This window comes from Sphingomonas sp., assembly GCF_048595155.1.
Classification (GTDB): domain Bacteria; phylum Pseudomonadota; class Alphaproteobacteria; order Sphingomonadales; family Sphingomonadaceae; genus Sphingomonas_I.
This window is the reverse complement of record NZ_JBMDXN010000105.1, coordinates 54,698-66,549: the sequence shown is the minus strand read 5'-3', so window position 1 is coordinate 66,549 and position 11,852 is coordinate 54,698. Positions and strand designations below refer to the sequence as shown.

Annotated in this window: 11 protein-coding genes; 2 read left to right on the top strand and 9 right to left on the bottom strand. The window is 66.6% G+C overall.

From position 1 onward, the window contains the following. Positions 1-677 precede the first annotated feature (677 nt). The 8 genes from ACOJSI_RS16655 to rimP all read right to left on the bottom strand — a co-directional run bounded on the left by ACOJSI_RS16655 (position 678) and on the right by rimP (position 7,907). Entirely contained in the window at positions 678-854 is a 177-nt protein-coding gene (locus tag ACOJSI_RS16655; RefSeq protein ID WP_420139429.1) for a hypothetical protein, read from the bottom strand. A 123-nt stretch (positions 855-977) separates the two neighbouring features. Next, positions 978-1,538, bottom strand: coding sequence for a GNAT family N-acetyltransferase (locus ACOJSI_RS16650; RefSeq protein ID WP_420139428.1), 561 nt, complete (start codon positions 1,536-1,538; stop codon positions 978-980). Next, positions 1,528-1,926 carry a 30S ribosome-binding factor RbfA gene (gene rbfA, locus ACOJSI_RS16645; RefSeq protein ID WP_420139427.1) on the bottom strand — a complete coding sequence of 133 codons (399 nt, stop codon included), beginning with the start codon at positions 1,924-1,926 and terminating at the stop codon, positions 1,528-1,530. Before rbfA ends, ACOJSI_RS16650 begins: the two co-directional genes overlap by 11 nt. 159 nt (positions 1,927-2,085) lie before the next feature. Then, entirely contained in the window at positions 2,086-4,701 is a 2,616-nt protein-coding gene (gene infB / locus ACOJSI_RS16640) for a translation initiation factor IF-2 (RefSeq protein WP_420139426.1), read from the bottom strand. A gap of 65 nt (positions 4,702-4,766) precedes the next feature. Next, positions 4,767-5,360 carry a DUF448 domain-containing protein gene (locus tag ACOJSI_RS16635; RefSeq protein WP_420139425.1) on the bottom strand — a complete coding sequence of 198 codons (594 nt, stop codon included), beginning with the start codon at positions 5,358-5,360 and terminating at the stop codon, positions 4,767-4,769. A gap of 163 nt (positions 5,361-5,523) precedes the next feature. After that, a complete protein-coding gene (locus ACOJSI_RS16630; protein WP_420139424.1) occupies positions 5,524-5,754 on the bottom strand; it encodes a tautomerase family protein in 231 nt (76 codons plus the stop codon). Further along, complete coding sequence (gene nusA / locus ACOJSI_RS16625; RefSeq protein WP_420139423.1) at positions 5,754-7,373, bottom strand: transcription termination factor NusA; 1,620 nt, start codon at positions 7,371-7,373, stop codon at positions 5,754-5,756. Before nusA ends, ACOJSI_RS16630 begins: the two co-directional genes overlap by 1 nt. Positions 7,374-7,382: 9 nt before the next feature. Beyond that, the gene (rimP, locus tag ACOJSI_RS16620; RefSeq protein WP_420139422.1) at positions 7,383-7,907 is read right to left on the bottom strand and encodes a ribosome maturation protein RimP; all 525 of its coding nucleotides are present in this window, start codon (positions 7,905-7,907) and stop codon (positions 7,383-7,385) included. A 204-nt stretch (positions 7,908-8,111) separates the two neighbouring features. On the opposite strand from rimP, the gene ACOJSI_RS16615 reads away from it, so the two are divergent. Both ACOJSI_RS16615 and ACOJSI_RS16610 read left to right on the top strand, forming a co-directional pair. Further along, the gene (locus ACOJSI_RS16615) at positions 8,112-9,332 is read left to right on the top strand and encodes a PQQ-dependent sugar dehydrogenase (protein WP_420139421.1); all 1,221 of its coding nucleotides are present in this window, start codon (positions 8,112-8,114) and stop codon (positions 9,330-9,332) included. A gap of 41 nt (positions 9,333-9,373) precedes the next feature. Continuing rightward, positions 9,374-11,005: a helicase HerA-like domain-containing protein gene (locus ACOJSI_RS16610; RefSeq protein WP_420139420.1), complete on the top strand. Its 1,632-nt coding sequence runs from the start codon at positions 9,374-9,376 to the stop codon at positions 11,003-11,005. On the opposite strand, the gene ACOJSI_RS16605 is transcribed toward ACOJSI_RS16610, so the two are convergent. After that, entirely contained in the window at positions 11,002-11,748 is a 747-nt protein-coding gene (locus ACOJSI_RS16605) for a hypothetical protein (protein WP_420139419.1), read from the bottom strand. The two genes, ACOJSI_RS16610 and ACOJSI_RS16605, sit on opposite strands and share 4 nt — an antisense overlap. Positions 11,749-11,852 lie beyond the last annotated feature (104 nt).

Sequence of the window (11,852 nt, the reverse complement as noted above, 5' to 3'; positions counted from 1 at the left end):
CCTTAAGGCCCGCCGCGCCAGTCTCTGGCCACGCCGAAGCGCGCCGAAAACCATCCCCGATATCCTCATAATCCACAGGGCCTGGACCCCATATTTCCGCTGGTCCGACTCGGCCGGGCATGACAGCTTTCATCTGTGCCCAGGCAACGGGCTCGGACGGAAACGGAAGAGCCGGGAACCAGAGCACAGCCAAAGCCGACCCATCGTGGCCCCTTCCGGGAGGCGCGGGAAAGAAGGCAGCGGCAAGGCGCCGGAAGAGGCGATGATGGCGGATGGGGCCGCAAGGCTTAAATCAGCGATCACCGCCCCAAGAAGGGCCGCTGACCAGCCAGAGGCTTCGGCCCGCGGCAAAGCAGCGACGCCTGAGCGATCCAGGACGAAACCCGCAAGGGCAACGAACCGGACCCCGCTCGGCGCAGTGGGGGCTGGTGGCGACACCAGCCCCCATTTTCATGTCCGGCTGCATGCGCGCGGGGGCGCTTTTTTGGGTGGTCCCGACAATACACCCCCACCCACTCCGTCACCCCGGCCTTGAGCCGGGGTCCCGCTTGCTACGATCCGCCCGACGAAGCGGGACCTCGGATCAAGTCGGGGGTGACGAAGCTTCACATCAAGACAAGCGCACATCTGGCGCGCGCGTCACCCGCGCACCGCTCGGCAGGCCCACTACGCCGACGCTACAGCGCGGGAAGCAGGCTCGGCGTCTCCGCCTCATGCGCCGCGCGACGCTGCTCGATCTCGTCGGCATAACGGCGCGTCAGCTTACCATAACCGCGTCGCGCCGCCGGCGAGCGGCCGAGTTTCGAGCGCACCAGCGATATGCCGCGACGATGATAGAGCTCGATCAGGTCCATAGCCCGTCTCCTTCACGCTTCAGCAGCGGGAGCCCTATCTGATCTGTGGCCGTGCCCAGGCTCCATGGGCCGGTACGATCTGCTTTGTATCACGAGTCCGCTGAGTCGCGGAGTCGAATCGGTTCAAGCCTTTAGCGGGCGCTCCGACACAGTGGGCCACTCGTCGGCGAGCAGCGAAAACAAGGCGGTATCGCGCACATGGCCGGTCCAGGTGATGCGCTCGGCGCGGATCAGCCCATCCTGGTGCGCGCCCAATTTGCGTACCGCCGCCTTGGACCGTTCGTTGCGATCGTCGATGCGGAATTCGACCCGGCGGATGCCGCAGGCGAAGGCGCGGTCCAGCAGCAGCCGCTTGATCCGCCGGTTAAGGCCGGTGCCCCGCATCGCCGGACGATAATACGTGCTGCCGATCTCCACCGTTTGCCGATCGGGCACATGGTTGAGAAAGGCGGTCATGCCGATCAGTTGTCCGTCCACCAGCACGGCATACGGAAACGTCCCCGGCCGACCGCGCAGCGCATCGAACTGCGCGTCGAAATGGTCGGGGTCGTAAGAGGTCGAATAGATCGGCCAGATCTCCGGATCCTCGGCGCAGACAGCCTTCAGGTCCGCACGATGCGCTTCGGCCAGCGGCTCCAGTCGCACATCGGCATCGCCCAGCGGCGCGCCGAGATCAGTCGTCATCGCGATCGAGGTCGCGCGCCACCGTCGGCTTGCGCAGCAATTCCTCGATCCGCGCGCCCTCGTCGAAGCTTTCGTCCGGGCGGAACCGGATCTTGGCGGCATATTTCAGGTTCACGCGCTTGGCGACTTCGCTCTGGAAATAGGCGGTGTTGGTGCGCAGCGCCTTCAGCACCTTCTCCTCATCCGCTCCCAGCAGCGGCTTCACGAACACGATCGCATGTTTTAGGTCGGGCGACATCCGCACCTCCGTCACGGAGACGAGATGCGACGCCAGCACGTCGTCATGCACGTCCCCGCGCATCAATATGTCGGCCAGCACATGGCGCACCTGCTCGCCCACGCGCAGCAGGCGAACCGACTTGCCTTCAGGTGTTTCGTTGTGGCGCATTTCCAACCTAATCCCCTCCCCCCTTGCGGGGGAGGGTTAGGGAGAGGGGTAGTTGAGGAGCCGGCGCGATGCCGGTTTCTCAACTGCAAGGTACGAACGCGCTGGCGCCCGCACCCCTCTCTCCAACCTCTCTCCCACCAGGGGAGAGAGACTATCGCATCATAGCGTGCGTGCGCGTTCCTCGACTTCGAACGTCTCCAGGAAGTCGCCCGGCTTGATGTCGGTCGAACCTTCCAGCGTGACGCCGCATTCCAGGCCGGCGCGCACTTCCGCCACATCGTCCTTGAACCGCCGCAGCGACGCGATCGAGCCATTGTAGATGATGACGTCGTCGCGCGTGACGCGGGCGCGCAAGGCCTTGCGGATATAGCCCTCGGTGACGAGCAGACCCGCCGCCTTGCCATGCTTGCCGGCCGAGAAGACTTCGCGAATTTCGGCACGGCCGACGACCGTTTCGAAATATTCGGGACCAAGCTGGCCCGCCATCGCCGCCCGGATCTCATCCAGCAGGTCGTAGATCACGTCATAATATTTGAGCGCGACCCCGTCCCGCGTGGCGATCTCGCGGGCCTTCTCATTGGCGCGCACGTTGAAGCCGATGATCGGCGCCTTCGATGCCGCCGCCAGCGTCACGTCGCTCTCGGTGATGCCGCCCACGCCCGCACTCAGAATGCGGACCTGGATGTCGTCGGTCGAGATCTTGTTCAACGATCCGACAATCGCCTCGACCGATCCTTGCGCATCGGCCTTGATCACCACCGGATATTGCTGGGCCTGCTTGTCGCGCAGCGCCGAGAACATCGATTCCAGCGAGGCCGGCGCACTGGTGGTGCGCTTCTGCTGGATCACGCCGGCACGATAGGAGGCCACCTCGCGCGCGCGCGCCTCATTCTCGACCACGGTCAGCTGATCCGCGGCGCCGGGTACGCCCGACATACCCAGGATCTCGACCGGGGTGGACGGGCCGGCCGTCTTCACCTGCTTGCCCTTGTCGTCGACCAAAGCGCGCACCTTGCCGCTCTCGGCACCGACGACGAAGATATCGCCGGTCTTCAGCGTGCCGCGGCGGACGATGACGGTCGCGACCGGCCCACGGCCCTTGTCGAGCTGCGCCTCGATCACCACGCCTTCGGCGGCGCGATCGGGATTGGCGGTCAGCTCCATCAGTTCCGCCTGCAGCTGGATCTTCTCGATCAGCTCGTCCAGGCCGGTCTTGGCGGTTGCCGAAACCTCCACGTCCTGCACTTCGCCGCCCATGCTTTCGACCTGGACGTCATATTGCAGCAGCGCTTCGCGCACGCGCTGGGCATTGGATCCCGGCTTGTCCATCTTGTTGATGGCCACGATCATCGGCTTGTCGGCCGCCTTCGTGTGCTGGATTGCCTCGATCGTCTGTGGGCGAATACCGTCGTCGCCAGCGACCACGATCACGACGATGTCGGTCACGTCGGCGCCACGCGCACGCATGGCGCTGAACGCTTCGTGGCCCGGCGTGTCGAGGAAGGTGATCTTCGATCCGTCCTTCTGCGTCACGACATAGGCGCCGATATGCTGGGTAATGCCGCCGGCTTCGCCCGCCGCGACATCGGTCCCGCGCAGCGCGTCCAGCAGGCTGGTCTTGCCGTGATCGACATGGCCCATGATCGTGACGACCGGGGCACGCGGACGCTGCGTCTCCGCCGGATCGACGTCGGTCTCGGTCTGGATGTCGACGTCGCTCTCGGACACGCGGCGGATATTGTGGCCGAATTCGCTGACGAGCAGCTCGGCCGTATCCTGGTCGATCACCTGATTGGAGGTGACCGGCGTGCCCATCTTGAACAGCGCCTTCACCAGGTCCGCGGTCCGCTCGGCCATACGATTGGCGAGTTCGGCGACGGTGATGGCTTCCGGCACGACCACGTCGCGCACCTGCTTGACGGATGGACCGCCGGCCTGATGCGCGCGCTTGTCCTTCTCACGCGCCCGCTTCAGCGCGGCCAGGCTGCGCGCACGGGCGCCGCCATCGCCGTCATCCAGCGCGCGGGTAACGGTAAGCTTGCCCGACTGACGCCGATCGTCGCCCTGGCGGCTGCGCGCCGGGCGCACCGGCGGCTCCGGCCGCTTGGGCGGAATGACGGGGGTGAAACGGCGCGGCGGCGGTTCGGCACCGGGCTTGCGCTCGCCCTCCGCGGGGGCAGCTTCGGCCGGTGCGGCGGCAGCCGCAGGCGCCGTGGCAGCGGCAGGGGCAGCCGCAGCGGTTTCGGCCGGCGCGGGCGCGGCGGCTGCCGGTGCCGGCGTTTCCACCGGGGCAGCGACCGGCGCTTCGACTGGCGGATTGGCCGCGGTCTCTTCGGCGGCGCGGGCCTTTTCCTCGGCGCGGCGCTTTTCTTCCTCGCTTGCTTCGCGGGCAGCCTGATCCTGGCGGCGGCGCGCCTCTTCCAGCGCGTTCATGCGCGCTTCCTCGGCCTCGCGCAGCAGACGCTCCTGCTGTTCGCGACGCTCCAGCGGCGTCATCGGACGCGACGGGGCCGGGGTCGGGGCAGGCTGCGGACGCGGCGCGACCGGGGCCGCGACCGGCGACGGGGCAGCGGCCTCGGCCGCAACTTCGACCTCGGGCTCGGGGGCAGGCGCGGGATCTCCCGGCTTGCGCAGGACACGAGCCTTCTTGGTCTCGACGATCACCGTGTTCGAACGGCCGTGGGAGAAGCTCTGCTTCACCTTGCCCGTCTCGACGGTGCGCCGTACGCCCAGCGGAACGCTGAGACCCAATTTCGGCTTTTCGTTATCGCTCATCTGGTAACCCGAACCCTCATAAAATCATTATGCGCCGAAAGCGCCTTGCGAAGCCTCGCAAGGGCCTAAGTCACATCATCCAGTCCAATAAAGCCGCGCCACCGGCCGAGCGCCTGGTTGACGCGCGCGGCCGCAGCCGGCGCGATCAACGCAAGATGTACCACATTCTCGCGACCTAGCGCCATCGACAATATGGCCCGTGTTGCCGGGATTGCGAGTCCCCGAAGGTCGGTTCCTTCCGCATCCAGCCCCACGCGCAACGCCTGGTCCAGCTTGCGCGTGCCATCGGCAGCGGCATCGCGCGCATGGAGCAACAGCGCGACCCCGCCCTTGCGGGCGGTATCGATAATCTTCTCCGTTCCGGTGACGATCTGACCGGCGCGCGCCTCCAGCCCCAGGCGGTCGAGCGCCGCGCGCTCCAGCGCACGTTCGATCTGGTCGGCCAGGTCCGCCGGCACGCTGACCGCGGTCTTGAAGGCGCGGCTTAGCGCCTTGCCCAGCCGGCCCTTGCGGATCGCCTCTTCCAGGGTCGCGCGGTCGACCCCGATCCACGCCCCACGGCCTGGGGCCTTGGCGCGCACGTCGGGTGCGACGGTACCATCCGGCGCCAGCGCCAGCCGGATCAGTTCGTCCCGGCAGGCCTTCTTGCCGGACAACACGCAGGTGCGTTCGGGATCGCTTTTTGCTCCCCTCCCGCTTGGGGGAGGGGCTGGGGGAGGGGAGTCGCCGTCCTCAATTGCGTCGTCGGAAGGGGTCGCAGCCCCTCCCCCGACCCCTCCTGCAAGCGGGAGGGGAGAAGATGCTTTCAGTTCATCCGCACGATCATTGTCCGCCATTCGCGTTCGCGACCTCCTGTACAGGGGCCGCGACACGGTCGGCGATCAGGATCCCGGCGGCGCCGTAATTTTCGGTGCTGTGCTCGTTGATCACCACCTGGACGGCCGCGGCGGGCTTGCCCAGCCGCTCCACCATCGAACGCGTGATGTCGGCGACGATCGCCGCCTTCTGCTCATGCGTTGCGGATCCCGCCAGCTCGACTGCGATGAACGGCATCAGGCGTCCGCCTCCGGCGCAGCGGCGTCGGCGGACGTCTCGTCATCGCCGAACCAGCCGGCGGCCTGACGTGCGGCCATGATGATCTCCTGGCCCTGGTCCATGGTCAGGCCATAGCCGGCCAGCACGCCGCCCTTGTCGGGCTTCGGTGCGGGCGCGCCTTCCTTGCGGCGGCGCGGTTCGGCGCGCGGCTTCTCGATCAGCTCGTCGGTGGACAGATCGCCCACATCGTCCAGCGTCTTGATGCCGGCCTTGCCCAGCGTAACCAGCATCGCCTCGGTCAGGTGCGGCAGCTCGCCGACCGCATCCTCGACGCCCAGCTCGACGCGCTGGGCCCGATTGGCCTGCTCGCGCCGATCGATCGCCTCGGCGGCGCGGTTCTGCAGCTCGCCGGCAATCTCGCCGTCCAGGCCTTCGATCTGCGCCAGTTCGTCGGGCTCGACATAGGCGACTTCTTCCAGGCTGGTGAAGCCTTCGGCCACCAGCAGCTGGGCCAGCGTCTCGTCGACATCCAGCTCGTTCTGGAAGGTCTCGCTATTCTGCACGAATTCGCGCTGGCGCTTCTCGCTCGCGTCCGCCTCGGTCAGGATGTCGATCGCCTTGCCGGTCAGCTGGCTGGCAAGACGCACATTCTGGCCGCGGCGGCCGATCGCCAGGCTTAGCTGATCGTCGGGGACGACCACTTCGATCCGCTCTTCTTCCTCGTCGATCATCACGCGCGCGACCTGGGCCGGCTGCAGCGCATTGACGACGAAGGTCGCATTGTCGGGCGACCAGGGGATGATGTCGATCTTCTCGCCCTGCAATTCCTGGACGACCGCCTGGACGCGGCTGCCCTTCATGCCGACGCAGGCGCCGACCGGATCGATCGAGCTGTCGCGGCTGATCACGCCGATCTTGGCGCGCGAACCCGGGTCGCGGGCAGCGGCCTTGATCTCGATGATGCCGTCATAGATTTCGGGCACTTCCTGGGCGAACAGCTTCTTCATGAAGTCGGGGTGCGCGCGGCTCAGGAAGATTTGCGGCCCGCGATTCTCGCGCACCACCTTCAGGATGAGCGCGCGGACGCGATCGTCCTTGCGCAGCACTTCGCGCGGGATTTGCTGGTCGCGGCGGATCACGCCTTCGGCGCGGCCCAGATTGACGACGACATGGCCGAACTCGACCGACTTGACCGTGCCGACGATGATCTCGCCCGCACGATCCTTGAACTCGTCATATTGACGCTCGCGCTCGGCATCGCGGACCTTCTGGAAGATCACCTGCTTGGCGGCCTGCGCGGCAATGCGGCCGAATTCGATGTTCGGCAGCGGATCGACGATATAATCGCCCAGCACCGCGCCCGGCTGCAACTTCTGCGCCTCGGTCACGGACACCTGGGTGAAATAATTCTCGACCGCTTCGACCACTTCGACGACGCGCCACAGGCGAACGTCGCCGGCGCTGGTGTCGATCTTGGCGCGAATGTCGTTTTCGGCGCCGTAGCGGGCCTTGGCGGCGCGCTGGATCGCGTCTTCCATCGCCTCGATCACGATCGCCTTGTCGATCAGCTTTTCGCGCGCGACCGCGTCGGCGATGGCAAGCAGCTCGGCCTTGTTGGCGGAAATGGCGGTAGCCATGGACGTAACTTATCCTTCCTGTGAAATCCGGTCCGCACCCTCGGTAGAGAGCGGCGCGGTTGCCTTGATCAGTTCGTCGGTCAGCAGCAGCTTGGCGCTGGCGATCTGGCCGAACGGAATCTCGATCTCGCCGACCTTGTCTGCATACACCTTTACGGTGTCACCTTCGAGTCCGACCAGACGAGCGTCGAATTGTTTGCGGCCGTTCAGCGGCGCCGCCAGCCGGATGCGGGCATCGAAACCGGCCCAATCGGCATAATCCTGGGCGCGCGTCAGCGGGCGATCGATGCCGGGCGAGGAGACTTCCAGCCGATAGGCTTCCTCGATCGGATCGTGGGCGTCGAGCACGTCGGAGATGCGGCGCGACAGCGCCTCGCAATCCTCGAGTCCCAATTGCCGCGTGTCGGGCCGTTCTGCCATGACCTGCAGGGTCGGATCGCTGCGGCCGCCGAACATCGCCACGCGCACGAGAGCGAAGCCCAGCGCCTGCGCCTCGGGCTCGATCAATTTCGTGAGTGCCGCGATATCCGTCATAATCTCTGTCTGAAAATCCTAAGCGCCTTCGTGCCGGTGCCTTGCGGCGCCGGCCTCGGCAGAGTTTCCAATGTCGAGAAGACGTGTGCCACATAGGCGGTCGCGCGCTGCGCTGCAAGTCGCAGATGATCGGGCGTATCTCCGCTAGGAGGGCGCCTGGCAAAGCGCTATTCCCCGCAATTCAAGCGCTTTTGGGGAAAATTCATGCTTCGCACCGCCACGATCGCCGCCGCCCTGCTCGCCCTGTTGCCCGCCTGCGGCTCCGCCCAGGTCAATTATGGCGGATCGAAGCCGGTTGCGACCAACCCCTTCACCGTGACGCCGGTGGAAACGTTCGACGTGCCGTGGAAGCTCGCTTTCCTGCCGGATCGGCGCATCCTCGTCACCGAAAAGCCTGGCAAGATGTGGCTGGTCACGCCGGGCAAGAACAAGATCCAGATCAGCGGCGTACCCGCGGTCGTCTATGCCGGTCAGGGCGGTTTGCTGTCGGTCGCGATCGCGCCCAGCTTCGCCCGCGACGGCATGATCTACCTGACCTATTCGGAACCGGGGACCGGCGGCTCCGCATTGGCGCTGGCCCGCGGTAAGCTCGTGATCGGCACCGGGACCGCCCGGCTGGATGGCATGAAGGTCATCTGGCGCGATCATGCGCCGGGTAAGGGTGGCCAGTTCGGCGCCTACATCGCCTTCGCGCCCGACGGCAAAAGCCTGTTCCTGACCTCCGGTGAGCGGCAGCGCTTCACGCCGGCGCAAGATCCCAGCTCCGCGCTCGGCAAGATCATGCACCTGACGCTCGACGGCAAGCCGGCCGCGGGCAATCCCGGTGCGGGCAAGACAGGGGCGACCACGCTGGCGGTCGCCGACCCGCCGTCCGACACCGAAGCCGCCAAGACGGCGCCGACCCGCCAGGTAAAGGTGCCCAGCCCGAATTTGGTGCCAGCTGAAACCTGGACCAGCGGCCACCGCAATCCCTATGGCCTCGCCTTCGATGCCGCCGGCAAATTGTGGGAAACCGAAATGGGTCCCAGGGGCGGGGATGAGCTGAACCTGATCGAACCGGGCAAGAATTATGGTTGGCCGCTGGTCAGCTATGGCATCAATTATAATGGCAAGCCGATCCCGAACCCGGACGGCCATGGCGAATTCCAGAAGCCTGCCCTCTATTGGACGCCGGTGATCGCGCCCGCGGGTTTCACCTTTTACTACGGGTCCCTGTTTCCGCAGTGGAAAGGATCGGCCTTCATCGGCGGCATGGCGGTCGAGTCGCTGATCCGCGTCTCCTTCCAGAATGGCACGCCGCGGGAGGCCGAACGCTTCGATATGGGCAAGCGCATCCGCGATGTCGTCGCCGGTCCGGACGGTGCGCTGTGGCTGCTGGAAGACGGTGCGGGCGGCCGGCTGTTGCGCCTGACCCCGAAGGCGTAAAAAAGAGGGCGACCAGATAAGGTCGGAATAAGGAGAGTATCGTGGCGGACGGCACCATCTTTGTCGGCGCGACGGCGGACGGCCAGCGCGAAGACCTTAATCTGAAGCGGGCCAACCGCCACGGCCTGATCGCAGGCGCCACCGGCACCGGCAAGACGGTGACGTTGCAGGGGATTGCCGAAGGCTTCAGCCGCGCCGGCGTCCCCGTCTTCGTGGCCGACGTGAAGGGCGATCTCGCCGGCCTTGCCATGGCCGGATCGGCGATGGCGCCGACGCACGCGGCTTTCGCCCAGCGGGCCGCCGACGTGGGCATGGCCGACTGGGTCTATGGCGACAATCCGGTGATCTTCTGGGATTTGTTCGGCCAGCAGGGCCACCCCGTCCGCACCACGATCAGCGAGATGGGGCCGCTGCTGCTGGCGCGCCTGATGAACCTCAATGATGTGCAGGAAGGCGTCCTCCAGGTCGTGTTCAAGGTGGCGGACGAGCAGGGCATGCTGCTGCTCGACTTGGCCGATCTGCAGGCGATGCTGGCTTGGGCGGCGGAAAATGCCGCCGATCTCTCCGCCCGCTACGGCAATGTCACGCGCGCCACCGTCGGCACGATCCAGCGCCAATTGCTCCAGCTGGAATCGCAGGGCGGCGACCATTTCTTCGGTGAACCCGCCCTCGACGTCCACGACATGATGATCGTCGGCGAAGACGGCAAAGGCACGATCAACGTGCTCGCCGCCGACAAGTTGATGGCCGCGCCCAAGCTGTATGCCACCTTCCTGTTGTGGCTGCTGAGCGAATTGTTCGAGACGCTGCCCGAAGTGGGCGATCCCGACAAACCCAAGCTCGTCTTCTTCTTCGACGAGGCGCATCTGCTGTTCGACGATGCCGCGCCCGCCTTGCTCGACAAGATCGAACAGGTCGTGCGGCTGATCCGCTCCAAGGGTGTCGGCGTCTATTTCATCACCCAGAACCCGATCGACGTGCCCGACGATGTCGCCGGCCAGCTCGGCAATCGCGTCCAGCATAAGCTCAACGCCTTCACGCCGCGCGAGCAGAAAGCGGTGCAATCCGCCGCGCAGACCTTCCGCGCCAGCCCCGGCGTGGACGTCGCGACGGCCATCACCGAGCTGAAGGTGGGCGAGGCGTTGGTGTCGCTGCTGCAGCCGGACGGCGCGCCCAGCCCGGTCGCGCGCACGCTGATCCGCCCGCCCTTCTCGCGCGTCGGGCCGCTCACCGACAAGGAACGCGCGATCCTGGTCTCCACCTCGCCGCTCGCCGGCAAATATGACACGGCCGTCAATCGCGAGAGTGCCGCCGAAATGCTTGCTGCCAAAGCGGGCAATGCGAAGGCGGCCGCGGCCCAGGCGCAGGCGCAGGCCGAAGCCGCCAAGGTCCAGGCCGAACAGGCCAAGGCCGCCGCCGCCCAGGCCAAGCTGGACGCCCAGGAACAGGCCCGCCGCGACCGCGAGGCCGCGCGTGCCGCCGAAGCGCAAGCCCGCGCCGAGGAACGGGCCCGCGCCGCCGCCGCGCGCGAGGCCGCCAAGCCCAGCCTGACCGACAAGATGCTCCAGTCCGCCGCCCGCTCCGTCGCCTCTTCGGTCGGCCGTCAGGTCGCGGGCCAGCTCGGCGGCCAGCTGCTGCGCGGGCTGCTGGGTGGGCTGTTCAAGAGCCGTTAGGCGCGGGGCGCGAAGCCGTTGGGGGTGAGCCGCAGCGCGCGCAGGTCCAGATCATAGTGCTTGCGGATCATTGCCGCGACACCGTCGGCATAGCGCCGCTGCGTGCCTTCCTTGCGCGACGACTGGAATCCCGCATGGGTGGTGACCAGCAGCAGCTTCAGTTCCTCGCCCAGCTGGGCGCGATTGGCAAGTAGGGCGGGATTGCCGGCGACGCGCGCCGCGATCTGGCGGCGCACGCCGAGCACTTCTGCGGCCGAAGGTTCGCGGTTCGCGTTGTTGGCGATCATCCACGTCAGCGTCAGATAAGCCGCCATCGCATCGGAGACCGAATTGGACCCGAAGCCGTCATCGGCGACGATCGATCGGTAGATCGCCTGATAATCATGCTTGCCGAACTCGCGTGCCACCTGATCGGCGAGCCCCGGGTTGGCGCGGCGGATCCGCTGGACATAGCCGGCGAGCGCCTGACGGCCCAACGCCGGGGTAGGCTGGTAAATGCCGGCACTGGCCGGTGCACTGGCCGGCAGCGGCTTGGCGCCGCGGATGAACGCGGGCGGTACGCCGATACTCTTGCGCGGGCCGGACGCGCCCGGTTGCGGTCCGCACAAGCCGGCATTGCACATGTTCATGGTCACGGGAAAGGCGATGGCGTTCACGGCCGCGCCGATCTGGGTGAAATCCGGCTGCATCTGGGCTGCAGCCGGAGTCGCGGCCAGCGCAAGGAACCGAATAAGGCCGCGCATCACCACGCCTCCACAGGATCTGGACTGCCGCTTAACGCATTTTTGCAAGGATGGAGCCATCGCATCCTTGCCCAGCGAGGCTTTCTCTTACGGCTGTATCGGGG